General features: G+C 65.0%; 25 protein-coding genes and 1 riboswitch. Of the genes, 12 read left to right on the forward strand and 13 right to left on the reverse strand.

The genetic code is table 11. The features are described 5' to 3' along the window. Positions 1 to 9: 9 nt before the first annotated feature. The 6 genes from mltB to D779_RS00320 form a co-directional block, all read right to left on the reverse strand. Positions 10 to 1038, reverse strand: coding sequence for a lytic murein transglycosylase B (gene mltB, locus D779_RS00295; RefSeq protein ID WP_052347611.1), 1029 nt, complete (start codon positions 1036 to 1038; stop codon positions 10 to 12). 67 nt (positions 1039 to 1105) lie between these two features. Continuing rightward, positions 1106 to 2236 carry a rod shape-determining protein RodA gene (gene rodA / locus D779_RS00300; RefSeq protein ID WP_052347613.1) on the reverse strand — a complete coding sequence of 377 codons (1131 nt, stop codon included), beginning with the start codon at positions 2234 to 2236 and terminating at the stop codon, positions 1106 to 1108. Beyond that, complete coding sequence (gene mrdA, locus D779_RS00305; RefSeq protein ID WP_043747724.1) at positions 2226 to 4097, reverse strand: penicillin-binding protein 2; 1872 nt, start codon at positions 4095 to 4097, stop codon at positions 2226 to 2228. Before mrdA ends, rodA begins: the two co-directional genes overlap by 11 nt. 3 nt (positions 4098 to 4100) lie before the next feature. Continuing rightward, positions 4101 to 4592: a rod shape-determining protein MreD gene (gene mreD / locus D779_RS00310; protein WP_043747726.1), complete on the reverse strand. Its 492-nt coding sequence runs from the start codon at positions 4590 to 4592 to the stop codon at positions 4101 to 4103. Beyond that, positions 4589 to 5422, reverse strand: a complete 834-nt coding sequence (gene mreC, locus D779_RS00315) for a rod shape-determining protein MreC (protein WP_232424024.1) — start codon at positions 5420 to 5422, stop codon at positions 4589 to 4591. Before mreC ends, mreD begins: the two co-directional genes overlap by 4 nt. A 121-nt stretch (positions 5423 to 5543) precedes the next feature. After that, positions 5544 to 6590 (reverse strand): rod shape-determining protein, encoded by a 1047-nt coding sequence (locus tag D779_RS00320; protein ID WP_043747728.1) that lies wholly within the window; start codon positions 6588 to 6590, stop codon positions 5544 to 5546. A 254-nt stretch (positions 6591 to 6844) separates the two neighbouring features. On the opposite strand from D779_RS00320, the gene gatC reads away from it, so the two are divergent. From gatC to gatB, 3 genes are all read left to right on the forward strand, one after another. Then, a complete protein-coding gene (gene gatC / locus D779_RS00325) occupies positions 6845 to 7132 on the forward strand; it encodes an Asp-tRNA(Asn)/Glu-tRNA(Gln) amidotransferase subunit GatC (protein ID WP_043747731.1) in 288 nt (95 codons plus the stop codon). Further along, on the forward strand, positions 7132 to 8586 hold the full coding sequence (gene gatA / locus D779_RS00330; RefSeq protein ID WP_043747733.1) for an Asp-tRNA(Asn)/Glu-tRNA(Gln) amidotransferase subunit GatA: 1455 nt from the start codon (positions 7132 to 7134) through the stop codon (positions 8584 to 8586). Before gatC ends, gatA begins: the two co-directional genes overlap by 1 nt. Before the next feature lie 128 nt (positions 8587 to 8714). Continuing rightward, complete coding sequence (gene gatB / locus D779_RS00335; protein WP_269747357.1) at positions 8715 to 10166, forward strand: Asp-tRNA(Asn)/Glu-tRNA(Gln) amidotransferase subunit GatB; 1452 nt, start codon at positions 8715 to 8717, stop codon at positions 10164 to 10166. Positions 10167 to 10215: 49 nt separating this feature from the next. Here gatB and D779_RS00340 read toward each other — a convergent pair whose 3' ends face one another. Then, complete coding sequence (locus D779_RS00340; RefSeq protein WP_043747739.1) at positions 10216 to 11064, reverse strand: DUF6920 family protein; 849 nt, start codon at positions 11062 to 11064, stop codon at positions 10216 to 10218. A gap of 302 nt (positions 11065 to 11366) precedes the next feature. Here D779_RS00340 and D779_RS21985 point away from each other — a divergent pair, with 302 nt between their 5' ends. The 9 genes from D779_RS21985 (at position 11367) to D779_RS00385 (ending at position 17871) form a co-directional block, all read left to right on the forward strand. Beyond that, positions 11367 to 12134 (forward strand): hypothetical protein, encoded by a 768-nt coding sequence (locus D779_RS21985; protein WP_157726285.1) that lies wholly within the window; start codon positions 11367 to 11369, stop codon positions 12132 to 12134. Between the two features lie 106 nt (positions 12135 to 12240). Continuing rightward, positions 12241 to 12846 (forward strand): imidazoleglycerol-phosphate dehydratase HisB, encoded by a 606-nt coding sequence (hisB, locus tag D779_RS00350; protein ID WP_043747745.1) that lies wholly within the window; start codon positions 12241 to 12243, stop codon positions 12844 to 12846. Positions 12847 to 12894: 48 nt separating this feature from the next. After that, complete coding sequence (gene hisA, locus D779_RS00355; protein ID WP_043747748.1) at positions 12895 to 13635, forward strand: 1-(5-phosphoribosyl)-5-[(5-phosphoribosylamino)methylideneamino]imidazole-4-carboxamide isomerase; 741 nt, start codon at positions 12895 to 12897, stop codon at positions 13633 to 13635. Between the two features lie 27 nt (positions 13636 to 13662). After that, a complete protein-coding gene (gene hisI, locus D779_RS00360) occupies positions 13663 to 14058 on the forward strand; it encodes a phosphoribosyl-AMP cyclohydrolase (protein ID WP_043747750.1) in 396 nt (131 codons plus the stop codon). Between the two features lie 16 nt (positions 14059 to 14074). Next, the gene (locus D779_RS00365) at positions 14075 to 14392 is read left to right on the forward strand and encodes a phosphoribosyl-ATP diphosphatase (protein ID WP_043747752.1); all 318 of its coding nucleotides are present in this window, start codon (positions 14075 to 14077) and stop codon (positions 14390 to 14392) included. 189 nt (positions 14393 to 14581) lie between these two features. Continuing rightward, a complete protein-coding gene (tatA, locus tag D779_RS00370) occupies positions 14582 to 14818 on the forward strand; it encodes a twin-arginine translocase TatA/TatE family subunit (protein ID WP_043747754.1) in 237 nt (78 codons plus the stop codon). Positions 14819 to 15044: 226 nt separating this feature from the next. Beyond that, positions 15045 to 16193, forward strand: a complete 1149-nt coding sequence (gene tatC, locus D779_RS00375) for a twin-arginine translocase subunit TatC (protein WP_198295638.1) — start codon at positions 15045 to 15047, stop codon at positions 16191 to 16193. A 135-nt stretch (positions 16194 to 16328) separates the two neighbouring features. After that, the gene (locus tag D779_RS00380; protein ID WP_043747804.1) at positions 16329 to 17306 is read left to right on the forward strand and encodes a LysR family transcriptional regulator; all 978 of its coding nucleotides are present in this window, start codon (positions 16329 to 16331) and stop codon (positions 17304 to 17306) included. 193 nt (positions 17307 to 17499) lie between these two features. After that, the gene (locus D779_RS00385; protein WP_043747761.1) at positions 17500 to 17871 is read left to right on the forward strand and encodes a helix-turn-helix domain-containing protein; all 372 of its coding nucleotides are present in this window, start codon (positions 17500 to 17502) and stop codon (positions 17869 to 17871) included. A gap of 124 nt (positions 17872 to 17995) precedes the next feature. On the opposite strand, the gene D779_RS00390 is transcribed toward D779_RS00385, so the two are convergent. The 6 genes from D779_RS00390 to D779_RS22730 all read right to left on the reverse strand — a co-directional run. Further along, positions 17996 to 18454, reverse strand: a complete 459-nt coding sequence (locus tag D779_RS00390) for a cache domain-containing protein (protein ID WP_043747764.1) — start codon at positions 18452 to 18454, stop codon at positions 17996 to 17998. A gap of 160 nt (positions 18455 to 18614) precedes the next feature. Continuing rightward, a complete protein-coding gene (gene hypE / locus D779_RS00395; protein ID WP_043747766.1) occupies positions 18615 to 19658 on the reverse strand; it encodes a hydrogenase expression/formation protein HypE in 1044 nt (347 codons plus the stop codon). 128 nt (positions 19659 to 19786) lie between these two features. Beyond that, a complete protein-coding gene (locus tag D779_RS00400) occupies positions 19787 to 20770 on the reverse strand; it encodes a GGDEF domain-containing protein (RefSeq protein ID WP_052347615.1) in 984 nt (327 codons plus the stop codon). After that, positions 20767 to 21906 (reverse strand): cobalamin B12-binding domain-containing protein, encoded by a 1140-nt coding sequence (locus tag D779_RS00405; protein WP_043747770.1) that lies wholly within the window; start codon positions 21904 to 21906, stop codon positions 20767 to 20769. The genes D779_RS00400 and D779_RS00405 overlap by 4 nt, the downstream gene beginning before the upstream one ends. Before the next feature lie 237 nt (positions 21907 to 22143). Continuing rightward, a complete protein-coding gene (thiC, locus tag D779_RS00410; RefSeq protein ID WP_043747772.1) occupies positions 22144 to 24036 on the reverse strand; it encodes a phosphomethylpyrimidine synthase ThiC in 1893 nt (630 codons plus the stop codon). Between the two features lie 210 nt (positions 24037 to 24246). Continuing rightward, positions 24247 to 24415: riboswitch (TPP riboswitch) on the reverse strand. 12 nt (positions 24416 to 24427) lie between these two features. Continuing rightward, on the reverse strand, positions 24428 to 24637 hold a 210-nt coding region (locus D779_RS22730), incomplete at its 5' end, for a hypothetical protein (protein ID WP_232424025.1).

Here is a 24637-nt window from a genome sequence, read left to right on the forward strand (position 1 = left end):
TCGGGGCGATCAGGATTCGCCGAGGTGGCCGGTGCGGATCGCCTCGCTCAGTTGATGCACCGCCATCGCATAGAGGTTGCTGTGGTTGTAGCGGGTGATGACGTAGAAGTTGGCGAGGCCGATCCAGTATTCGTCCCCGTCGCCGTCGAGACGCATCAGGGTCACCCGGGTGTCGGCGGGGAGGTTGACGTTCCAGTCGAAACCGGCATCGCGGAGCGCTCCGGCCGTCAGGTTGGGGGCGAGCGGTCGTTTTTCGGCGATGGTCAGCGCGACGGGAGGTTCGTCCGCCAATCGGGTCCGATGGGCGGTCGACTCCCCGGCGCGCCAGCCGTGTCGGCTGAAATAGTTGGCGACGCTGCCGATGACGTCCGGGTCGCTGTTCCAGAGATCGCGTTTCCCGTCACCATCGAAATCGACGGCATAGTCGCGGTAGCTCGAGGCGATGAACTGGGGTTTGCCCATGGCCCCGGCGTAGGAGCCGGTCGCGGTCAGCGGGTCGATATCCTCCTCGCGGGTCAGAAGCAGGAATTCTTCGAGCTCGGCGCGAAAGAAATCGGCGCGCGGGGGATAGGCGAATCCCAGCGTGGTCAGTGCGTCGAGGATGGGATAGGAGCCGAGGTTGGCGCCATAGTTGGTTTCGATCCCGATGATGGCGACGATGATTTCGGGCTTGACCCCATAGGTGGACTCGGCGCGCTCCAGGGTCTCGGCGTTGTTCTGCCAGAAGCGAACGCCTTCGCGGATGCGGTCCGGGGTGAGGAAGAGGGTCCTGTAATCCCGCCAGGGCTTGCCCTCGTAGGGGCGTCGCATGGCGTCGACGATCGACTGGCGATAGCTGGCGCGGGCCAGCAGGCGGCGCAGTGCGTCGGCATCGAATCCCTGGCGGGCGCTGATGTCGGCGATGAAACGCTCGCTCCCCGTCCGGTAGTCGTCCGGGGCGGCGGCGCTCGACGAGGCTGCGCAGAATAGCGCAAGGGCGATTCCGGCGGCGGCTCCGGCAATGCCTTCTCCAGCGATCTTGAGCGAAAGCGCTGACATGCGGGCTCCAAGACGGGGGTTCTAGAATTGACCTGCGATATCGCTGCGAACCGGTTCAATAATAGCGCTATTTTATCTGTCTGTGCGTCTCGATCGACATGAGGATGCCGAACGCGGTGAGGAGCGTCACCATCGAGGTTCCGCCATAGCTGATCAGCGGCAGCGGGACCCCGACCACGGGCAGCAGACCCGAGACCATGCCGGTGTTGACGAAGACGTAGACGAAGAACACCAGGCTCAGGGCGCCCGCGAGCAGACGGCCGTAATTGTCTTGAGCCCGGGCGGCGATCAAGAGGCCGCGCATCACGATGAAGAGATAGAGCGCCAGGAGGGCGAGGATGCCGGTGAATCCGAACTCCTCTCCGATCACGGCGAAGATGAAGTCGGTGTGGCGCTCGGGCAGGAATTCCAGGTGCGACTGGGTGCCGTTGAGCCAGCCCTTGCCCGAGATGCCCCCCGAGCCGATGGCGATCTGCGACTGGATGATGTGATAGCCGGTGCCCAGGGGGTCGGACTGGGGGTCGAGGAAGGTCAGGACCCGCGCCCGCTGATAGTCGTGCATCCCGTACCAGACCAGGGGGGCGATGGCGGCGGCGACGATGACGAAGCCCAGGATCATGCGCCAGCTGAGGCCGGCCATGAAGAGCACGGCGATGCCGGCGCTGGCGACCAGCAGCGAGGTCCCCAGGTCGGGCTGCTTGGCGATCAGCAGAACCGGGACCATGGTCAGCGCGAGGGCGAGCGAGATGCCGAGCAGGCGCGGCGGCAGGGGGCGCGACGAGAGCAGCCAGGCCAGCGTCATGGGAACGGCCAGCTTGAGCAGTTCCGAGGGCTGGAAGCGGAATACCCCGAGATCGAGCCAGCGCTGCGCGCCCTTGCCGATCTCGCCGACGACGAGGACGGCCAGCAGCATGAGCACCCCGACCCCATAGAGTGCTGGGGACCAGCGCCGCAGCGTCTGGGGTGGGATCTGAGCGATGGCGCCCATGAGGCCGATGGCGAGTCCGAGCCGGATCAGCTGGCGCTGGATGGTACCCGGATCCTGGTCGCTGGCGCTGTAGAGCACGATCAGTCCGAAGCCGCAGAGCGCCAGGAGTGCGACCAGCAGCGTCAGGTCGATGTGCAGGCGTCGGAACAGTCCGATCTCCGGCTGGGTCTCGTTGGCGCCGAGCCGCGACGATACCGGCTTAATCCCCATGATCGGCCTCTTCCGAGGGCGACAGGCGCGAACCGCCGAGATAGGCGTCGATGACCTGGCGGGCGAGCGGGGCCGCCGTGGAGCCGCCGTGGCCGCCGTTCTCGACCAGGACGGCGACGGCGATGCGCGGGTCCTCGACCGGCGCGAAGGCGATGAAGAGCGCGTGGTCGCGCATGCGCTCGGAGACCTTGGAGTCTTGATAGGTTTCCTTCTGGCCGATGGTGAAGACCTGCGCGGTGCCGGTTTTGCCGGCGATGCGGTAGTGGGGAGAGCGGATCCGTTTGGCCGTGCCGCGCGGGCCTTCCACCACCAGCGCCATGTCCTTGATGAGCTCGTCCCAATTGCGGGAACTGCCGGCGTCGATCTGTCTGGAGATCAAAGGGAATTCGCTCTCTTTGGTTTCCCCGGGCAGTCGCTTGGCCCGTGCCAGGCGGGGTTGGATATAGCGTCCGCGATTGGCCATGGCGGCCGTGGCGACGGCCAGCTGGACCGGAGTCGCCAGGAAGTAGCCCTGGCCGATCCCGACGATGAGCGTTTCGCCCGGATACCAGGGTTGCTTGCGGGCCCGCTCCTTCCATTCGGGCGAGGGCAGGAGTCCGCCGAGTTCGCCCGAGACGTCGATGCCGGTGCGCTCTCCGAATCCGAATTGGGTGAGGAAGGTATGCAGCCGCCTGATTCCCATGTGATTGGCGAGCGAATAGAAATAGACGTCGCAGGACTGGACGATCGCCTCTTCCAGATTGAGGCTTCCGTGTCCGCCGCGTCGCCAGCAGCGGAATCTGTGACTCTGGCCGGGAAGGGTGAAATAGCCGGGGCAATGGATCGTCTTGGCCACCGTGGTCATTCCCGTCGCCAATCCCCCCAGGCCGATGAAGGGCTTGACCGTCGAACCCGGCGGATACTGACCGCGGATGGCGCGGTTGTAGAGCGGCTTGTCGGGATCGTGCAGCAGTGCGTCATAGTCCGCCTGGCTGATGCCTTGCACGAACAGATTGGGGTCGTAGCTCGGATTGCTCACCAGTGCCAGCACCCCGCCGTTGCGCGGGTCGACGGCCACGATGGAGCCCCGGTAATCCCCCAGCGCCTCGGTCGCCGCCTTCTGGATGTCCATGTCCAGGTAGAGCAGCAGATCCTGTCCCGGGGTGGGGGGCGTGCTTTCGAGCGTGCGCAATATCCGTCCCCGCGCGTTGACCTCGACCTGCTGGTAGCCGACCCGGCCGTGCAGCACGTCCTCGTGCGCCTTTTCGACCCCGCCCTTGCCGATGAAGTTGGTGCCGGCATAGTTGCCGACGTCGATGGTGGTCAGGTCGCGCTCGTTGATGCGCCCGACATAGCCGAGCGGATGCGCGGTCAGCTCGGCGAGCGGATAGGTGCGGATCAGTTCGGCATGGACCTCCACGCCCGGGAACCGGTGTGCGTCGACGGCGAAGCGGGCCACCTCGGTCGGGGTGAGGTTGAGTCGAATGGGGACGCCCTGGAAGCGCATGCGCTGACGCTTGAGGCGCGCGAAGCGCGAGCGGTCCTTGTCGTCGATCGGGATGATGCGCTCGAGCTCCTCGATCGTCCGCTGCAGGTCGGGCACCGATTCCATCGTGATCTCCAGCGAGAAACTCGGATGGTTGTCGGCCAGCAGCCGTTCCTTGGCGTCGTAGATGAAGCCGCGCGTCGGCGGAACCGGCAGGATCTTGACCCGGTTGTCCTGGGAGAGGACCGCGTAATGTTCGTGCTCTTCCACCTGCAGATGTGCCAGTCGCAGCAGGGTGGCGCAGAGTGCGAGCGTCACCAGCACCCCCGCGACGATGGCGCGCGATGCGACGATGCGCTGCTCGCGTCTGCGGTCCTCCAGGCTGCTTTCGAGCATGGCTCAATGCGACCCGATGCGGCGCCCGATGATCCGCAGCACCAGGAACAGCCAGGGCCAGACCAGCAGGCTGCCGAAGGTCGAGGACCAGTAGCTCAGAGGGGGCATCGGCTGACCCGTTGCGCCGATCACCCAGAGCGACAGCAGGCGCTCGACCAGCAGCAGCAGCCAGATGAAGAATGCCTGCTGCCAGAGCGGAAAGAGCAGGATGCCCGAGCGCAGCATGCCGGTCAGGTAGGCCAACACCGAGAGGCTCAGGGCATGTTCCCCCAGGAGCGAGCCGGTCAGGATATCCAGTGCCAGTCCGGCCCCGAAGGCCCAGAAGACGCCCACGCGCAACGGCAGGGCCAGACACCAGAAGACGATCGCCAGCGCGACCCATTGCGGACGATAGTCCTCCAGTGTCTCGGGCATGGGCACGACGGTCAGCAGCATCGCCAGCATCAGGCTCAGGACCACCGGCCAGAGCCTGGGGGGGCGTCGTGCGCGCTTCACTTGTCGCCCCGGGTCTTGGGCGGCTCGGCCGCCAGGGCCTTGGCCTGCGCGGCCTGATCCCCGAGCGTCCAGACGAGCAGGACCTCGCGGCTGCGGTCGAGCTTGGCGGTCGGTTCGGCGATCACGGTGGTGAAGGGATTCGCCGGGTCCTGCCGGACCTGTGCCACGCGCGCGACCGGGTAGCCGGCGGGGAAGCGCCCGTCGAGTCCGGAGGTCACCACCAGATCGCCGACGCGGATGTCTGCATTCTTGGGGATATAGAGGAGCTCCAGCTGGTCGCTGAGTCCGGTTCCCGCCGCGATGGTGCGCAGACCGTTGCGGTTGATCTCGACCGGCAGGGCATGATCCGCATCCGTGATCAGCAGCACGACGGACGAGAAGGGGGTGGCCCGGATCACCTGCCCCATGACGGCATTGGCGTCCAGGACGGGTTGTCCGACGAAGACGCCCGACCGGGTCCCTCGGTTGACCATCACCTGTTGGCGATAGGGTGCCAGTTCCACCGCGCGGATCTCGGCGATCAGGACCCGCTCGCCGACGTCGAGCGAGGAGCCGAGCAGATCGCGCAGACGCGAATTCTCCGCCTCCAATGCCTCGAACTGCTGCTGCCGGGCCTTGAGCAGCAGATTCTCCCGGTGCAGTTCCGCGATGGAACCGCGCAGATCGTCCAGGCTCTTCAGCCGCTCCATGACCAGATCGGCGAGCTTGCTCGGCTCGCTGGCGGTGATCAGAAGGGGATAGAGCACGACCGAGAGGGCGGAACGAACCTGGTCGAGCCGATGATAGCGGTGGTCGGCGATGATGAGGCCGAGCGAGAGGATCACCGCCACGATGACGCGGAAGGTCGGAGAAGGGCCTTTGGCGAAGAGCGGTTTGATGATGGTTGTCCTCGACGAGGTCTCGGAGCGAATGGCCGACGCAGTGCCGCCGACCGCCCTCCGGAGCGGTCGGTCACTCGGTAGCGAACATACCGGTTTCCTGGGCGTCGAGCATCTCCAGCGCGCGGCCGCCGCCTCGCGCCACGCAGGTCAGCGGATCCTCGGCGACCACGACGGGAAGGCCCGTCTCCTCCTCGATGAGCCGGTCGAAATCGCGCAGCAGGGCGCCGCCGCCGGTGAGCACGATACCGCGCTCCGCCACGTCGGCACCCAGCTCGGGCGGTGTCTGCTCCAAGGCCATCTTCACCGCCTCGACCACCACCGAGAGCGGCTCCTGCAGGGCCTCCAGGATCTCGTTGCTGTTCAGGGTGAAGCTGCGCGGCACCCCCTCGGCGAGGCTGCGGCCCTTGACGTCGATCTCCAGCACCTCGCTGCCCGGAAAGGCCGAGCCGATGCTGTGCTTGATGCGCTCGGCCGTCACCTCGCCGATCTGGGTGCCGTAATTGCGGCGGACGTAATTCACGATGGCGTCGTCGAAGGTGTCTCCACCCACCCGCACCGATTCCGAATACACGATCCCGTTGAGGGAGATGACAGCGACCTCGGAGGTGCCGCCGCCGATGTCGATCACCATGCAGCCGCGCGGCTCGTGAACCGAGAGGCCGGCGCCGATCGCGGCCGAGATGGGTTCCTCGATGAGATAGACCTCGCGCGCGCCGGCTCCGGCGGCGGATTCCTTGATGGCGCGCCGTTCCACCTGGGTCGATCCGCAGGGCACGCAGATGAGCACGCGCGGCCTGGGCTGCAGCATGTTCGACTCGTGCACCTTGTGGATGAAATACTGCAGCATCTTCTCCGTGACCGTGAAGTCGGCGATGACGCCGTCCTTCATGGGACGGATCGCGGTCACGTTCTGCGGGGTGCGCCCGAGCATCTGCTTGGCCTCCTCCCCGACCGCCAGAACGATCTTGCTGCCGCTGGTCTTGTCGTGTCGAACCGCAACGACCGAGGGCTCGTTCAGCACGATTCCCTGCCCGCGGATATAGATGAGCGTGTTTGCGGTTCCAAGATCGATCGACAGATCGTTGGAGAACATTCCGCGAATGCTTCGGAAAAACATCTGGTAGTAACCTTCCAGTTGGTGACGAACGCTCACCTCGAGTGACGTCCGAATGGACCAGCGTGGGAATCTGGGTGCAGGAACGGCTGGGCAATCGGGCCGTTAATCTATCAATGCCTTTGAGGATCGGCAAGGCGGGATGAATCCTAGGGGCGGCGGTTCGATCGCCGGAGCGCGGGGCGATCGCGAGCGAGTTTTCGCCTCGACGGCCCCTATGCTATTTTGCCCCGATTTCAGCACACGGCAGGATCGCAATGGCATTGGACCGTTCCGACATCGAGAAGATCGCCCATCTGGCACGCTTGGCGATCGCGCCCGAGCAGACCGAGCGCTACGCGGCGGACCTCAGCAACATCCTGGATCTGGTCGCCCAGATGGACGCAGTCGATACCAGCGGCGTCGAGCCTATGGCGCATCCGCTGCACATGGCCCAGCGGCTGCGGCCCGATCAACCCACAGAACCGAACCAGCGCGAGCACTTCCAGTCCATCGCCCCGCTCACCGACAGCGGTCTCTATCTGGTTCCGAAGGTCATCGAATAATGCAGAACAAATCGATCGCCCAATTGGCCGCCGACCTGCGGCTGCGCACCTATTCCAGCGTCGAGCTGACCAGGCACTATCTGGAGCGCATCGAGCGGCTCGACCCGCGTCTGAACGCCTACGTCACGGTCTCGGCCGAGCCGGCCCTGGCCGCCGCCGAGCGTGCCGACCGGGCGTTGAAGGCCGGCGAGGCGGGGCCGCTCACCGGCATCCCGATCGCCCACAAGGACATCTTCTGCACCCAGGGCATCCGCACCAGCTGCGGTTCGCGCATGCTCGACGATTTCATCGCGCCCTACGACGCGACCGTGGTCGAGAAACTCGCGGCGGCCGGCGCCGTGGTGCTCGGCAAGACCAACATGGACGAGTTCGCCATGGGGTCGAGCAACGAGACCAGCTTCTACGGGCCGGTCAAGAACCCCTGGGACGAGACCCGGGTGCCGGGCGGCTCCTCGGGCGGCTCGGCCGCGGCCGTCGCCGCGCGTCTCTGCGCCGCCGCCACGGGCACCGATACCGGCGGATCCATCCGCCAGCCGGCGGCCCTGTGCGGCATCACCGGCATCAAGCCGACCTACGGGCGCTGCTCGCGCTGGGGCATGATCGCCTTCGCCTCCTCGCTCGACCAGGCGGGGGTCATGGCGCGTTCCGCCGCCGATGCCGCCTTCATCCTCGACGAGATGGCCGGTTTCGACAGCCGCGATTCCACCAGCGCCGATGTCCCGGTGCCGGACTATGTCGACGCGCTCGACAATGACATCAAAGAACTGCGGATCGGATTGCCCAAGGAGTACTTCGGCGAGGGACTCGACGGGCGCGTCGGTGCGGCCATCCAGGACGCGATCAAGGAGTACGAGCGGCTCGGTGCCGAGATCGTCGAGATCAGCCTCCCCAACAGCCCGCTCTCGGTCCCCGTCTACTACGTGGTCGCCCCGGCCGAGTGCTCGTCCAACCTGGCACGCTTCGACGGCGTTCGCTACGGCCATCGCTGCGAGGATCCCAAGGATCTCGAGGACCTCTACAAGCGCAGCCGCGCCGAGGGCTTCGGTGCCGAGGTACAGCGCCGCATCATGATCGGCACCTATGCGCTCTCCGCCGGCTACTACGACGCCTATTACCTCAAGGCCCAGAAGATCCGTCATCTCATCGCCGACGACTTCAGGCGCGCCTTCGAGCAGGTCGACGTCATCATGGGACCGACCAGCCCCACCACGGCGTTCCCCATCGGCGCCAAGATGGACGACCCGGTGTCCATGTATCTCAACGACATCTACACCATCGCGACCAACCTCGCAGGTCTGCCGGGCATGTCCATCCCGGTCGAGCCGGTCGACGGCCTGCCGGTCGGACTGCAGGTCATCGGCAACTATTTCGACGAGGCCCGGCTGCTCAACGTCGCGCACCAGTACCAGCACGTGACGCATTGGCATCAGGCTGCGCCGGCGGGGTTCGAGTAAGGGCTCATTTGGCGTAGGGCGCAATAGCGAAGCCTATTGCGCCGTATGAATGCCGCGCCGACGGCTTCAATTCGACCTTTCGATGCCATGCCTTGGCGCACTTCGCGCCTTTGCGGTTCAATTCTGATATTCAGGCAGGCCAAGCCATGCAATGGGAAACCGTCATCGGTCTCGAGATCCACACCCAGCTCGCGACCCAATCCAAGATCTTCTCGGGTGCGCCGACCGCCTTCGGCGCCGATCCCAACACCCAGGCGTGCGCCATCGATCTGGGTCTGCCGGGCGTGCTGCCGGTGCTCAACGTGCAGGCGGTGCGGTTCGCCGTGCGCTTCGGCAAGGCGATCGAGGCCGAGATCGCGCCGCGCTCCATCTTCGCGCGCAAGAACTACTTCTATCCCGATCTGCCCAAGGGCTATCAGATCAGCCAGTACGAGCTGCCGGTGGTCGGCAAGGGGCAGGTCGAGATCGTCCTCGACGAGGGTACGGTCAAGACCATCGGGGTCACGCGCGCCCATCTGGAGGAGGACGCGGGCAAGTCGCTGCACGAGGACTTCCAGGGATTCACCGGGATCGATCTCAACCGCGCCGGCACGCCGCTGCTGGAGATCGTCTCCGAGCCCGACATGCGCTCGCCCCAGGAGGCGGTGGCCTACGCCAAGAAGATCCACCAGATCGTGCGCTACATCGGCATCAGCGACGGCAACATGCAGGAGGGCTCCTTCCGCATGGACGCCAACGTTTCGGTGCGTCCGGTGGGGCAGGCCGAGTTCGGTACCCGCGCCGAGATCAAGAACGTCAACTCCTTCCGCTTCCTGGAGAAGGCGATCCAGTTCGAGGTCGAGCGTCAGATCGACCTGATCGAAGGGGGCGGTACCGTCGTCCAGGAGACCCGGCTCTACGATGCGGCCAAGGACGAGACGCGCTCCATGCGCACCAAGGAGGAGGCCAACGACTACCGCTATTTCCCGGATCCGGATCTGCTGCCGCTGGAGATCGACGCCGACTTCCTCGCCGAGGCCGTCGCCGATCTGCCCGAGCTGCCGGATGCCAAGCGCGCGCGCTTTCAGGCCGACTACGGTCTGTCCGAGTACGACGCCGATCTGCTGACTGCGAGCCGCGAGCTGGCCGATTACTTCGAATCGGTCGCCAAGGACAGCGGCGAGCCCAAGCTGGCGGCCAACTGGGTCAGCGGCGAGCTGATGGCGGCGCTCAACAAGGCCGAGTGCGAGATCGGCGAGAGCCCGGTGAGCGCGGCCATGCTGGCCGGTCTGATCGCTCGCATCAAGGACGGCACCATCTCGGGCAAGCTGGCCAAGCAGGTGTTCGAGGGGATGTGGAACGGCGGGGGCGATGCCGACCGGGTGATCGAGTCCCAGGGGCTCAAGCAGATCACCGACACGGGCGCCATCGAATCCATGATCGACGCCATCGTCGCCGCCAATCCGGCTCAGGTCGAGCAGTACCGCTCGGGCAAGGACAAGATCTTCGGCTTCTTCGTCGGTCAGGTGATGAAACAGAGCGGCGGCAAGGCCAACCCGGGCCAGGTCAACGAGATCCTCAGGCGCAAGCTGCAGGGATGAGGGATCGGGGCGGGCGGCCAGGGCCGCATCGCCCCTTCGACCTCCGTGCTCAGGGGGCGAACTTGTAGAGCGCCTCGGCGAGCTGGCCTCGCCAGTAGGGGCTCGGACCGGTGGGGAGTATCCAGGCGGCCTCGCCATGGATGGGGACGCGCATGCCGCTGCGCGTCTCGTAGCCCCGGAAACTCATCTCCCATGGCGTCTCGATCAGATCTCCGTGGTCCGGCCGATAGCGTGCGTCGGCGCGCGCGCTGCGGATCATGCCGGTCTCGTCGAATCCGAAGACGAGCGCGACGCTCGTGTCCCCGTCCGTCAGCGTCGCGCGCGCGCATGTCTCGTCGATCGCCTCCCAGGCCACGCCCTGGCTGGGCAGCAGCTTGGTCGGATACCAGACCGCTTCGGCCAGGAAGCGCATCATCCCGGCCTGAGCGAGCCGGAGCCCGTCGCCATGGTCGGCGACCACGAAGAGTCCGGACAGGGCGGCCTTCATCGAGCCCTCTCCGGCGATGTAGGTGTCGTGCATGAATACCTGAACTCCGGGGGCTCGGCGGATGCGGGCATCCCAGTCGAACCCGGGGCGGTGCGTGCAAACCGTCTGACTCGATCTGAATGGGGCCCAGCGTTCGGAGACGCTGAGCTGGCCGATGTGGCCCAGTTCGGCGACCGCGATCAGTGGCTGTCCAGGTGTGAGTGCCGCATTGAAATAGCGCTGTACCGGCTCGGGTAGCGGGGCGAGTTCGTTCGGATCGAAGGTCCGGGTCGGCAGCTGAGAGCGGGTTCCCTCGAGTCGCTCGAGCCGGTTTCCCGTTGCGGATTGCCAGCGGGCGATCCCGTAGAGCAGGAATACGATGGGAACGACGATGAGGACGAAGAGCAGTGGCAGAACGACGCTGAGTAACATGACCGCTCCTTGAGTCGGATGACCGCCCATCCGGCGGCATTCGAATCGGTTGAGAAGTTTGGGAGTCGGCAGCCTATAAGAGCCGGCGAGCCCCCGTCCAGTCTTCCGCTTCGAGCGTTACGCGTCGCGCAGATTTCCATGCCGGACGGCATTGCTCGGGGTTACACTTTCTTCGCTGACGGCGGCGACTCCGTCGGCCGGATCGGCGTTCGTCGCATTTGTTCCTGCGGGTGATATTCAAGGCCATGTCCAGTTCGAGCCGGTCATATCGATCGAGAATCCTGATCCCTCTGCTGTATCTGATGCTGACGTTCGCGGCCGGTCTGCTGCTGGCGTATCGGACGGGCGATCGGCAGGATGAGGACCTCGGTCCGCCCGGCCGGGGCACGGGGCCCGGCGAGGCGGCCGAGACCTCTGCGTCCCAGGTCGGGGACGCGGCTCGATCCGGTCCCGCTGAGTCGGATGCGGGTCCGGCGGAGCGCCTGCGCGACCTCCAGGCCCGTCTCGCGCGGGTGGAGGCCGAGGTGGCGTCATTGAGGCATCAGCAGCAGCTGGCCTTCGAGCGCGAGCACGCGCGCATCCTCGAGGAATTGACCTCGATCGCCAAGGCGCACCAGGATGAATTGACGCGCGCGCGTTCCGCCTTGCGCGAGCGTGAGCATGGTCAGGCGCGACTGGAGCGGGATCTGGCCATGCTTCGGGCCCGTCATACCCAGCAAGGCATCCTGGTGTCTCTGTCCGATACCGACATCCCTGGACCCCTGTCTTCCGATCGCACGACATCGAAGGTTCCCGATTCGCTCGCCCGGCTCGCGGATGTTCTCATGCGTCATCCCCGCTTGCGGGCGCTGTTGCGCGGATCCGCCGATGTCCCAGGGGAAGGTTCCGGCACGGGATTTCGGTCGGAGGATATTCTGGGTGCGGTGAAGACGTTTCTGATCGACCGGGGAGTCGAGGCGGAGCGCATTCGGCTGGAGGTGGCCGGCACTGGTCGGCCGATCGCGGAGGACGCAGAGACCGCGAATGGAGGTCGGACTGGGCTGGTCGAGGTCTATCTGATCGCCTTCTGATTCCGGCGCGTCGCCGGATCCTTCCTTGCGCTGGCGGGCAGGGGCCGTATGAACGCAGGCCCGGCTGTGGTTTAATGCCGACTCGATGAATCCTGACGACCAACAGATGGCCTCAGAAATCTCCAGCCGCCGGGCTCGTGTCGAGCGCAATACATTGGAAACCCAGATCCGGATCGAGATCGATCTGGACGGCAGCGGCCGGTCCGAGTTCCAGACCGGCGTCCATTTCCTCGATCACATGCTGGATCAGGTGGCGCGCCACGGTCTGATCGATCTCGATATCCAGGCCGTCGGCGATCTCCATATCGACGCCCATCACACGGTCGAGGACATCGGCATCACCCTCGGCCAGGCGCTGGCCAAGGCGCTGGACGACAAGCGCGGGATCCGCCGCTACGGTCATGCCTACGTTCCGCTGGACGAGGCGCTGTCCCGGGTGGTGATCGACCTCTCCGGGCGGCCCGGTCTGGTCTACGAGGTCGACTTCAGCCGCGCCATGATCGGGGCCTTCGACGTGGACCTGTTCGAGGAATTCTTCCACGGTCTGGTCAATCACGCCGGCATGACGCTGCACATCGACAATCTGCGCGGCACCAACGCCCATCATCAGGCCGAGACCATCTTCAAGGCCTTCGGCCGCGCGTTGCGCATGGCCGTCGAGCCCGATCCGCGCATGGCCGGGGTTACCCCCTCGACCAAAGGGGCGCTCTAGCCCCCTCCAACCCGATCCGATTTCCACGAACGGCGAGAGACCAATCCGGTGCTGTTGATCCCCGCAATCGATTTGAAGGACGGGCGCTGCGTGCGCCTGCGCCAGGGCCGCATGGACGACGAGACCATCTTCTCCGACGACCCGGTCGAGATGGCCGGCCGCTGGGTGCGCGAGGGCGCGCGTCGGCTGCATCTGGTCGACCTCAACGGCGCCTTCGCGGGCGAGCCGGTGAACGGCGAGGCCATCCGCGGTATCGCGGCGGCCTATCCGGATCTGCCGATCCAGGTCGGCGGCGGCATTCGCGACGAGGCCACCATCGAGGCCTATCTGAATGCGGGCGTCTCCTTCTGCATCATCGGCACCCAGGCGGTCAAGGAGCCCGAGTTCGTCGCCCGCGCCTGCCGCGCCTTTCCCGGACACGTGATGGTCGGACTGGATGCCAAGGAGGGTCAGGTCGCCATCAAGGGCTGGGCCGAGATCACGCCGCACCGGGTCGAGGATCTGGCCAGGCGTTTCGAGGACGACGGCATCTCGGCCATCGTCTACACGGACATCGGGCGCGACGGCATGCTGAGCGGTCCCAACGTCGAGGCGACCCGGGCGCTGGCCGAGGCCATTCGCACGCCCGTGGTCGCCTCGGGCGGCATCACGGGGATCGAGGACATCCGCGCGCTCGCCGAGGCGGCCTCGTGCGGCATCACCGCGGCCATCACCGGGCGCGCCATCTACGAAGGGACGCTCGATTTCGCCGAGGGACAGCGGCTCGCCGACAGCCTGACCCAGCCCTGATCCATGTCTTCCGGAGTACCCCCGACCATGACCGATTCCTGGCTCGATACCATCAAGTGGGATGCCGATGGATTGGTTCCGGCCATCGCCCAGGAAACCGGAACCGGCGTGATCCTCATGATGGCCTGGATGAATCGCGAGGCACTGCGTCTGACCCGCGAAACCGGTCATGCGGTCTACTGGTCGCGCTCGCGCGGTCGCTTGTGGCACAAGGGCGAAGAGTCCGGGAACCAGCAGATCGTGCACGCGATCCGCGTCGACTGCGACGCCGACGTGATCCTGATCGAGGTGGACCAGAAGGGCGGGATCGCCTGTCACACCGGGCGGCACCACTGTTTCTTCCGTCAACTGGACGCGAACGGCGACTGGGCGGAGATCGCCCCCGTGCTGCGCGATCCCGAAGCCATCTATCGCAAGTCCTGAGCGGGGCCTTACAGATATGACCGATACATTGACGCGCCTGGCCGCCGTTCTCGAGGAGCGTAAGGCCGCGGATCCGGAGTCCTCCTATGTGGCCAAGCTCTATTCGAAGGGCCTGGACGCCATCCTCAAGAAGGTGGGCGAAGAGGCGACCGAGACCGTGATGGCGGCCAAGGATGGGGTGCCCGACAAGATCGTGTACGAGGTCGCAGATTTATGGTTCCACACTCTGGTACTCTTGGCCCACCAGAATCTGGGTCCCGAGTCGGTGCTGGCCGAGCTGGATCGGCGCTTCGGTCTGTCCGGTCTGGAGGAAAAGGCCCGTCGCGCCAAGTGATACCCGAATGCCAGTAGCGATTACGCGCCTTGATAGAGTAGTATTACGCAATGGTTGCGGAAGGCCCCGGTCGCCTCTCTGTGCCCGAACCCGCTAGGATGGCCTCGTACGGGCGTGACCGATAGGTCTTCCGATCTACACTGAACGACAATCGACCGCCGCCGACCCTCGGCGGCCCGGAGATATAGCATGGGTGCGGGTGGAATCAGTATCTGGCAACTGCTGATCATTCTTGTGATCGTGGTGCTGCTGTTCGGGACCAAGCGTTTGAAGAGCATCGGCTCCGACCTCGGAAGCGCCGTCAAGGGCTTTCGTAGCGCCATGTCCCAGCAGGAATCCGCCGAGGAGGTGGAGGCCAAGCGCGACGATTCGGCCTCGCCGTCCGAGTCCGCGAAACCCAGGTCGGAGGATCGTCCGCACGTTTGAGTCCGTCCCGGCGGCGCCCGCTTGACGCGCCTCCTTCGTTTCTGCCCCGGTAGCGCCGCTGTCGGGTGTCTCTAGGGGGTGCGCTCTGGCGGTGTTGGCGGGGATGAGGATGCGACAGCCGCGATCGGTGGTTCGGGCATCCAGATCCTAGCCCGTGCCCGGCCGTCGAGCGAATCCCGACGAGCCTCCGCATCCACGGCAGCCTCCAACCGAAAGAGCCATATCCATGCCCTCCGCCATGCAGCCCGACGATCCGGGCGCCGAACAGCCCTTCATTTCCCATCTGGTCGAGCTGCGCGATCGCATGATCCGCATGCTGATCGCGGTCGGCGTGGTCGTGCTCCTGGTGTTCCCCTTCGCCAACGGTCTCTACTCCTACGTTGCGGCCCCGCTGCTGGCGCAGCTGCCCGAAGGCAACACCATGATCGCCACCCAGGTGGCGTCCCCCTTTCTGACCCCGTTCAAGCTGGCCTTGGTGGCGGCGGTGTTCCTGGCCATGCCCTATCTGCTCTATCAGGTCTGGGCCTTCGTCGCGCCGGGACTCTATCAGCACGAGAAGCGTCTCGCCGTGCCCCTGCTGGTTTCGAGCATCCTGCTCTTCTACGTGGGCATGGCTTTCGCCTATTTCGTGGTCTTCCCGCTGGTCTTCGGCTTCATGGCCGGGACGACGCCGGCGGGGGTCGAGATGATGACCGACATCTCGGCCTATCTGGATTTCGTGCTGACGCTCTTCTTCGCCTTCGGCCTGGCCTTCGAGATTCCCATCGCCACCATTCTGCTGGTGGCCATCGGCGCGGTGACGCCCGAGGCCCTGGCGCGCAAGCGACCCTATGTCATCGTCGGGGTCTTCGTCGTCGGCATGCTGCTGACGCCTCCCGACGTCATCTCGCAGACGCTGCTGGCCGTTCCCATGTGGCTGCTGTTCGAACTCGGGATCGTCGCCTCGCGCATCCTGCTGCGTCATCGTGAGAAGGATTCGGGGATATCGCCGGCTGGAGCTCCGACATCCGCCAGCCCCCCCACGCCGAAGCCAGGTGCGACACCTGCGCCAAACTCGGATGCGCCTGTCGGCGGCGAGTTGAGCCCCAGGTCCGGCTCCGAGGATGGTTGGCATCCCATGTCCGATGAGGAGATGGAGGCCGAGCTGGATCTGATCGACGCGGAAGAGGTGGAGATCCCCAAGCCGGCGACGGTGACGAAACCGGTCGCCGCATCCGTCAACGGCGTCGAAGAGAAGATTCTCCGGGCCAACCGGCTGCGCGAGCTGGACAACGAGTTCGCGGCGCGTCAGGTGCTCTACGAGGTGTTGGAAGAAGGGGACGCGGATCAGCGTCGGGTCGCTCGCAACATACTGCGTCAGCTCGACGAGGGCTGAGCGGATCTGTATTCATTGCGTGAACAGAGTTCCACTTTCCCCGTCGCATCCAGAATCTATGCGTTTATTGCTTCTATCAATGCCTAGCCTGGGCTACTATCAATCGTCATCATTGGGCGAAGGATAGGTGTGACCGTGGGTGCAGGATCTCAGATTCATTACAAACAGAATCGCCTCAAACAGCTGAGGGCCTTCTGTCATGCGGCGCGCACCGGCAGCGTCAGTGCCGCGGCGGAAAAGATCTTTCTCAGTCAGCCGACCGTTTCACTGCAGATCCAGGCATTGGAACGCGAGTTCGGTACCGTGCTCTTCGAGCGGCGAGGCCCCAAGATCAAGCTGACCCCCGAGGGGGATCTGCTGTTCCAGATGGCCGAACCGCTCGTCGAGGGCATGGACAAGCTCCACGAGACCTTCGCGACGCAATGTGGCCGGGTGGATCAGGGGGTGCTCAACATCGCCGCGGGCGAGTCGACCATTCTCTATATTCTGCCCGGTCCGGTGCAGGCGTTCGTCGATCAATATCCAGGGATCGAGCTCAAGCTCCACAACGTGACCGGGCGCGATGGCCTGGCGATGCTGCGGGCCGATGAGGTCGATCTCGCCGTGGGCTCCATGATGGAGGTCCCGGACGACATCAGTTATCGACCTTTCGTCACCTATCAGCCGACCCTGATCACGCCCAAGGATCATCCGCTCGCCGACAGGACGTCGGTCACGCTCGAAGATATCGCGCCCTACGGACTCATCCTGCCGCCGCGTCATCTGAGCACCTGGCGGATGGTGGACCTTGTGTTCAAGCAGCACAATCTGGGCTACCGGGTCACCATGGAGGCGGGTGGCTGGGAGGTCATCAAGAAGTACGTCGAGCTTGGTCTCGGCATCTCGATCGTGACCGACGTCTGTCTCACAGGGACAGAGAATCTGGGGGTCATCCCCATCGGGCAGTATTTCCCCAAGCGCAGCTACGGCATCGTGCAGCGCCGTGGGAAGTTCCTGTCACCTCAGACCAAGTGTTTCATCAAGACGCTGGATCGGGCATTCGCGGATCGGGTCGTGGAGCCACAACCCCAAACCGTCGGCGACGCCGAATGGGAAGATGCATTTCTGGGCTGAGAATCTCCGAAATCATCACTGACGCCAAGCCTCGGGGAGCGCTGACGCGCTCCACGCCGGACGGCGAACCGACGGTTGAGTTCCCGCATATCGGACGTGTGCCAGGCCTGCTCGTGCGGGCGGACTTAGCCGTCGCCTATCGTTCACTCACTCTAGTACTCGCAAACGAAAAAGGCTTGTTGAAACCTATCCTATGGACCTGACAAAACGAATTGGCCAACGCCTGCGCGCGGCCCGACAGGAGCAGAAGCTCAGTCTCTCCGATCTCTCCGGTCGCACGAACTCCCTCTCCAAGTCTCGCATCAGCAACTACGAGCAAGGAATTCGCCGGATGGGGCTGGAGGAGGCCCATGAGTTGTCGGTCGCTCTCGGGACTGTGACCCCAACCTATCTGCTATGCCTGGACGACAAGGATCCATTGTCTCCTCAGGAGCGTCAGCTGGTGGAGTTCTTCCGCCAGACCGACGAGCGCGGACAGGCGACCCTCTTGAAACTTGCCGAGGCCGAGACGGAACTCGGGGCATTGCCCGAGGCCGCCAACGAGGACGAGGCGCCCGAGTCCTGACACAGGCTCTATCGGGTCTAGGTAGGCCCTAGGTCGGAACCGACGATCCGTATTCGGAAACACCACGTTCGTGGTGTTTCCTTCTCGCGCTTCTCGGCCAAGGTGCCGTCGGGCGCACGAACCATTACTTGTAGGCGCCGACCCCGCAGAAGAAGCCCGCATCATTGATCATGACATAGCTGGTCTTCTCGCGGATCTCGTCCGAGCCCGGATAGGGCCATTTGTAGTCGACCCAACCCGCGCCGGAGGTCTTGGCGACCTCGATCATGTCCTGGAAGAGCGCGTCTCCGTACTTGTTGAAATCGAACAGGTTCTTGCCGATCAGCTCGGGCTTCATGGCATGGGAGAGCATGACGCCGTCCATATCCATGCAGAAGACGTAGAGATCCTTGTCCTTGAAGCCGCCGTCGTTCGCGGAGAAAGCGGCGAACGCCTCCTCCTTGCCCATCTCGTTGACGGCTGCCCGGGCCTTCTGCGACATGGCCTTGGCCTCGTCCGGGGTGGCCATGTCCGCGGCCAGTGCGAGGCTGACTGAGCCGCACAGCAGGGCTGCGGCGGCGATGGCGATCAGTCTGGAAAACATGCGGGTTTCTCCTCGTCATTGTTATATGCGCCTCGGGCGATACCCGAAGACCGGCCGACCTTATTACAAATGGCGGGGCAGATCCACCCCGTAGAGGCGTCAGCTTCGCGTGTCCGGTCGGGATCGAGTCTGCGGACGCCGGCTCCGGCCGGGGCTGGATTCAGCAGATCCGGGGCAGCTGCTCGCCGGCCAGCCAGTCGACGATCCGGCTTCCGCCGAACCGGGTCTCCATCTGCACGAAATGCATGGGATCCTCGACGACTTCGCCGATGATCGCCGATTCGGCACCCAAGGGGTGGGCGCGCATGGCCGACAGGAGACTTTCGGCGCGTTCGCCTGGGCAGATGGCGATGAGCTTGCCCTCGTTGGCGACATAGAGCGGGTCGAGTCCCAGAAGCTCGCAGGCGGCGCTCACCTCGGCCGCGACCGGTATGCGCTCTTCGCGGATCTGCATGCCGACGCCCGATTGGAATGCCAATTCGTTCAGGGTCGTCGCCAGTCCTCCCCGGGTCGGGTCGCGCAGACAGTGGATCTCGGGCACGGCGGCGACCATGGCCGCGACCAGATCATGCAGCGCGGCCGTGTCCGAGCGGATCTCGGTCGCGAAACCCAGGTTTTCCCGTTTGGAGAGGATGGCGACTCCGTGATCGCCGATGCTCCCGCTCACCAGGATGGCATCGCCCGGCCGCGCCAGTTCGCCCGAGATCCGGATTCCGTCCGGTACCACGCCGATGCCCGTGGTCGTGATGAAGACGCCGTCGCCCTTGCCGCGCTCGACCACCTTGGTGTCTCCCGTGACGATTGGAACCCCGGCGGCCTGCGCCGCTTCGCCCATGCTCCGGACGATACGGAGCAGATCCCTGAGCGGGAATCCCTCTTCCAGGACGAAGCCCGCTGAGAGATAGAGCGGGCGCGCGCCAGCCATGGCGACGTCGTTGATGGTTCCGTGCACGGACAGACAGCCGATGTCCCCTCCCGGAAAGAACAGCGGGGAGATGACATGGCCGTCGGTGCTCATGACCAGTCTTCCCGGTGGAGGCGAGAAGAGTGCCTGGTCGTTGCCCTGGGCCAGCAAGGGGTTCTCCAGGGATGGCTGGAAGACCTCGGCGATGAGCTGTGCCATGGCCCGGCCGCCGGAGCCATGGCTCATATCCACGGCGCCCTGTTTCAGGTCGAGTCGGAGGGGGAAGCGTTGGTCTGTCATGGTGCGTCCTGATCGAGAGATTGATTCCTGTCCGGGGCATGATCCGGTCCTGGAGCGGCTGGCTCGGTCGCAATCTGCCAGCCGCTCGAGGCCGGTGCAAGTCGTCTTCTTCGGCCGGGAATAGGCGATCAATCGGTGTTTCGAAGGCCCGTCTCCATTGCTTCCTTGCTACTGGAGACCACGCGGTCGCGCCCCCCGGTCTTGGCGCGGTAGAGCAGGGTGTCGGCGCGCTTGATGAGCGATTCCGGGTCGTCGTCCGGTGCGAGTTCCGTTACGCCGATACTGGCCGAGATGCGGACCTCCTCGGTGCAAGGCCGTAAGGTTCCGATACGCTCGCGCAGACGCTCGGCGACCTTGGTGGCTTCCGGCAGCGCGGCGTCCTGCATGAAGAGGATGAATTCCTCGCCGCCGAAACGCCCCGACAGGTCCACGGCGCGCAGCTGGGAGACCAGGAGGGAGGCGACGGCGATCAGGGCCGAATCGCCGCCGACGTGTCCGAAGCGGTCGTTGATGTCCTTGAAATGGTCGAGGTCGATCATCAGGAGCGACAGCGCGTGGCCGCGGCTCTGAGAGTGCTCGATGCTCAGTCGCAGACGCTCCATGAAATAGCGTCGATTGGCGATCCCGGTCAGCGGGTCGGTGCGTGCCAGCTTCTCGGCGCGCGCATTGACCGCTCGGAGATCCTGGTTGGTCTTGCGCAGGTCGCGGACCAGACGCGACATCTCGATCGCCAGATGACCCATGCGCTCGACGACGTCGCTTTCCTCCGAGTCGGCCGGTTCGCCGATCAGCAGGCTTCCATCGCCGACCCGGTAGGTCTGGAAGAGAAAGGTCTCGTCCGATCGGCGGTCGATCAGCACATGGCTGATCCCGGTGCGGCGCGGAATGCCCGGCTCGAGATCCAGTGAGTCGCCCATGCTGCCGGCGAAGAGCTTGGTCATGGGCTCGCCGCTGAGCTGGTTGAATCCGGCGAAGCGCGAGCGGAAGGCGACGTTGCAGTCCCTGATGCGGCCCGTCGGGTCGAGCTCGACCACCAGCAGGCGTCCCGAGCCCATGACGTAGCGATTCAGCGCCCACAGCAGATCCTGTTCTTTGTCCTGTGCGTCGCTCATGGCGCTGGCGGCAGGGTGCGCGCCCAGGCGACGGCCGACTCGCAATCCGGGAGCCAGAGGTCGGCGCCGAGCCATTCGGCCAGGGATGGCGCGGTCAGCAGGGCGCGGCCACCGACCAGGATGCGGGTGTCTCCATGCGGCGAGAGCGCGTCGCGAATGGCCCGGATGATCTGGCGTGCGACCGGTGCGTTGCCGACCAGACTGATCGACAGGGCGATGAATCGCGGCGCGAGGTGCCGCGCTGTCTCGACGATGTCGTCCTGGCTGGCGTCCCCGGGAAGCTGGGTCACGTCCCAGCCGTCGAGCTCGAGACAGGAGGTGACCATCCAGGCCCCGAGCTCGTGGAATTCGTTGGTGACCGGGCTCACCAGCGCCTCGCCGCGATGGGGCGCCGCGAATGGCAAGGCGTAATAGAGGGTCGAGAGCAGCAGATAGGTGGCGGACGTCGCCTGATGCTCCACGGCGGTCGTGATCTCGCCCCGCTCCCAGCGCATGCCGACCTCGAACATCGCCGGGTAGACGATGTACTGGAGCAGTTTCGGGAAGGCAAGCCCCTCGTCGAGCATGTCCTGGCAGAGATCGAGCGCGCCCAGATGGTCGCCCGCGATCAGTGCCTCGAGGATCAGCGAATAGCGCTCGTGCAGTTCCTGTGGGGTTCGAGGCCGCTCGACGCGATAGGACTCGGCGGCGTCGATGATGTCCTGATGCGCCTCGTGCATCCAGTCGTAGAGCGCCGTCAGGTAATCCGCTTCCCGGGCGGGCAGCTGGGCCTGGATTGCCGCTTTCCAGGCCAGGGTCAGCTCCTGGAAGTAGTCGTAGGGCACGCCTTGGCCGCGATAGGCGTGGTAGGACCAGGGCAGGGTCCGGGTCAGTAGCTCGAAATCGTTCGTCCGCAGGATCTCGGCGACCAATGCCGCATGGTTGCGATGATTGACCTCGAGCAGCCGAAACGGCTTGCCGTTGAGGAAATGTTTGATCTTGGGATGATGGGCCAGCCGGTTGGATACCGCCGATGCCAAGGCATTGGCCTGCTGGGCGTAAAGTCGTGCGGCGGCCGCGGGGCAGGGTCGCAGTCCTTCGATGCGCTCGGTGAGCTTGTCTCGTGAGCGGGGGCTGATCGATACTCGGGAAGGCATGTGGCCCCTGGATGATGCGAGAGTCAGTGAGCGCTCGTTCGGTCCCTCGGGGAGCAGTGACCTCGAGGGTGCGAGCGGCGCTCGTTCCAACCCTCTGACGGGCCTATCCTGTCGTCCGGGCAGAACGCCCGGACGACAGGATTATTCACCTTCTGGAATCATAGCGGAAGTTGCGAAAGGGAATTCTGCGGTCCGTCGATCGTCGATGAGGCGGCCGAATGGCCGACTGGCATCGGCTCAGACGGCTCGATAGATGTCGGCGCCTTCCTGGCGGAACTCCCGCGCCTTCTCCTTCATGCCTTCCTCCACCGCGGCGTCCAGATTCTCGATCCGATGGCTCTCGGCATAGTCGCGCACGTCCTGGGTGATCTTCATGGAACAGAAGTGCGGTCCGCACATGGAGCAGAAATGGGCGACCTTGTGCGAGACGTGCGGCATGGTTTGATCGTGGTACTCGCGGGCGCGGTCGGGATCGAGCGAGAGGTTGAACTGGTCCTCCCAGCGGAATTCGAAGCGGGCCTTGGAGAGGGCGTTGTCCTGAATCTGGGCGCCCGGCAGGCCCTTGGCCAGGTCGGCGGCGTGGGCGGCGATCTTGTAGGTGACGATGCCGTCGCGCACGTCCTGCTTGTCGGGCAGGCCCAGATGCTCCTTGGGGGTGACGTAGCAGAGCATGGCGGTGCCGTACCAGCCGATATTGGCGGCGCCGATCCCCGAGGTGATGTGGTCGTAGGCCGGCGCAATGTCGGTGACCAGAGGCCCGAGGGTGTAGAAGGGCGCCTCGAAGCAGTCCTTCAGTTCCTTGGTCACGTTCTCCCGAACCATCTGCAGCGGGACATGGCCGGGACCCTCGATCATGACCTGGACGTCGTGCTCCCAGGCGACCTTGGTGAGTTCGCCCAGGGTTTCGAGTTCGGCGAACTGAGCGCGGTCGTTGGCGTCGGCCAGCGAGCCGGGACGCAGTCCGTCGCCCAGACTGAAGGCGACGTCGTAGGCCTTCATGATCTCGCAGATCTCGGCGAAATGGGTGTAGAGGAAGTTTTCCTGGTGATGCGCGAGACACCACTTGGCGAGGATGGAGCCGCCGCGCGAGACGATGCCGGTGAGCCGGTCTGCGGTCAGTGGCACGTAGCGCAGCAACACCCCGGCATGGATGGTGAAATAGTCGACGCCCTGTTCGGCCTGCTCGACGAGCGTATCGCGGACGATCTCCCAGGTCAGCGCCTCCGGCTTGCCGTCCACCTTCTCCAGTGCCTGGTAGATGGGCACGGTGCCGATCGGCATGGGGGCGTTGCGCAGGATCCACTCGCGCGTCTCGTGGATGTTCTTGCCGGTCGACAGATCCATCAGGGTGTCGCCGCCCCAGCGCGCCGACCAGACCATCTTTTCCACTTCCTCCTCGATCGAGGAGGTCAGGGCCGAGTTGCCGATGTTGGTGTTGATCTTCACCCGGAAGTTGCGCCCGATGATCATGGGCTCGACCTCGGGGTGGTTGATGTTGGCCGGGATGATGGCGCGTCCGCGCGCGATCTCCTCGCGCACGAATTCGGGGGTGATGGTCTCGGGGAGCGCGGCACCGAAGGATTGACCGGGGTGCTGGCGCAGCACCTTGGCATAGCGCGGGTCGGTACGCAGCTCGTCCAGGCGCATGTTCTCGCGGATGGCGACGTATTCCATCTCAGGGGTGACGATTCCCTGGCGGGCATAGTGCATCTGGGTCACGTTGCGGCCGGGCTTGGCACGGCGCGGCGTGCGCAGATGCTCGAAGCGCAGATGGGCGAGCGCCGGATCGTGCTGGCGCGCGCGGCCGAATGCGGAGGAGGGGCCGTCGAGCAGCTCGGTGTCGTCGCGCTCCTCGATCCACTTGGTGCGCACGTCGGGCAGACCGGCGAGCAGGTCGATCCGGGTGTCCGGGTCGGTATAGGGGCCGGAGGTGTCGTAGATGAGGACCGGTGGATTCTCCTCCTGTCCCTCGTTGGTGTGTGTCGGCGTGAGCGACACCTCGCGCATGGGCACGCGCAGATCGGGCCGGGAACCCGCGACATGGATCTTGCGCGATCTCGGGAAGGGGCGGGTGACGTCCTCAGACAGCTCGACGGTCTTGCGGACGAAATCTTGTGGAATGGCGCTCATCAGGTTTCCTCAGTAACGAATCGGGCGCGTCATGGCGCCAGTGGCCGATCGGGATCTCTTTGACTGCGGGGGGCCGGGGGTGGAAACCGGTTGCGGCGTGCAGGCGGATGGAGAGGCGGTCGAGCGAAGCGCGGAACGGTGCGGGGCCGTCATGCCGCGGTCTTGGGGCGATCCGCTGCTTCAGCCAGGGCCGTTCGGGGCGATGGGCGATGCGCGTTCCATCTGCTTTCCTGCGCCGGCATGATCCGGGTCAGGTTCGAAGGGTCTTTTCTCAGCCCGGTATCGGCGTGACTTCCTGCGGTCGTCGGCCGGATCTGGCGTTTGCCGCCGCCGACGATCCGCTGAAGGCCGGTCGACACGGACACCCCCAGCAGTATGACTCTTTCCGAAACTAGCGAAAGGGAACGGCGATTTCAACCGCAAATCCCATAAGCCCAAGCATTTTCAAGATGCGACCGCATCCGGAGTGGAATTTGCGGAACGGCGATAACCACAGCATTATGGGATCGAGCATGGTATCCAAAGAGATGCCGATCGAATGCCAGCCGGGCATTCGATCGGCTCGCCGGGCCGTCCTTGGTCCGGACGGGAAACGCAATAA

It is taken from the genome of Imhoffiella purpurea (genome assembly GCF_000585215.1).
GTDB lineage: Bacteria > Pseudomonadota > Gammaproteobacteria > Chromatiales > Chromatiaceae > Imhoffiella > Imhoffiella purpurea.

Excerpts from the sequence above, each read along its gene's own strand:
- mltB (WP_052347611.1), bottom strand. The coding sequence starts at position 1,038 with ATGTCAGCGCTTTCGCTCAAGATCGCTGGAGAAGGCATTGCCGGAGCC.
- rodA (WP_052347613.1), bottom strand. The coding sequence starts at position 2,236 with ATGGGGATTAAGCCGGTATCGTCGCGGCTCGGCGCCAACGAGACCCAG.
- mrdA (WP_043747724.1), bottom strand. The coding sequence starts at position 4,097 with ATGCTCGAAAGCAGCCTGGAGGACCGCAGACGCGAGCAGCGCATCGTC.
- D779_RS00320 (WP_043747728.1), bottom strand. The coding sequence starts at position 6,590 with ATGTTTTTCCGAAGCATTCGCGGAATGTTCTCCAACGATCTGTCGATC.
- gatC (WP_043747731.1), top strand. The coding sequence starts at position 6,845 with ATGGCATTGGACCGTTCCGACATCGAGAAGATCGCCCATCTGGCACGC.
- gatA (WP_043747733.1), top strand. The coding sequence starts at position 7,132 with ATGCAGAACAAATCGATCGCCCAATTGGCCGCCGACCTGCGGCTGCGC.
- D779_RS00340 (WP_043747739.1), bottom strand. The coding sequence starts at position 11,064 with ATGTTACTCAGCGTCGTTCTGCCACTGCTCTTCGTCCTCATCGTCGTT.
- D779_RS21985 (WP_157726285.1), top strand. The coding sequence starts at position 11,367 with ATGCTGACGTTCGCGGCCGGTCTGCTGCTGGCGTATCGGACGGGCGAT.
- hisB (WP_043747745.1), top strand. The coding sequence starts at position 12,241 with ATGGCCTCAGAAATCTCCAGCCGCCGGGCTCGTGTCGAGCGCAATACA.
- hisI (WP_043747750.1), top strand. The coding sequence starts at position 13,663 with ATGACCGATTCCTGGCTCGATACCATCAAGTGGGATGCCGATGGATTG.
- D779_RS00365 (WP_043747752.1), top strand. The coding sequence starts at position 14,075 with ATGACCGATACATTGACGCGCCTGGCCGCCGTTCTCGAGGAGCGTAAG.
- tatA (WP_043747754.1), top strand. The coding sequence starts at position 14,582 with ATGGGTGCGGGTGGAATCAGTATCTGGCAACTGCTGATCATTCTTGTG.
- tatC (WP_198295638.1), top strand. The coding sequence starts at position 15,045 with ATGCCCTCCGCCATGCAGCCCGACGATCCGGGCGCCGAACAGCCCTTC.
- D779_RS00385 (WP_043747761.1), top strand. The coding sequence starts at position 17,500 with ATGGACCTGACAAAACGAATTGGCCAACGCCTGCGCGCGGCCCGACAG.
- D779_RS00390 (WP_043747764.1), bottom strand. The coding sequence starts at position 18,454 with ATGTTTTCCAGACTGATCGCCATCGCCGCCGCAGCCCTGCTGTGCGGC.
- hypE (WP_043747766.1), bottom strand. The coding sequence starts at position 19,658 with ATGACAGACCAACGCTTCCCCCTCCGACTCGACCTGAAACAGGGCGCC.
- D779_RS00400 (WP_052347615.1), bottom strand. The coding sequence starts at position 20,770 with ATGAGCGACGCACAGGACAAAGAACAGGATCTGCTGTGGGCGCTGAAT.
- D779_RS00405 (WP_043747770.1), bottom strand. The coding sequence starts at position 21,906 with ATGCCTTCCCGAGTATCGATCAGCCCCCGCTCACGAGACAAGCTCACC.
- thiC (WP_043747772.1), bottom strand. The coding sequence starts at position 24,036 with ATGAGCGCCATTCCACAAGATTTCGTCCGCAAGACCGTCGAGCTGTCT.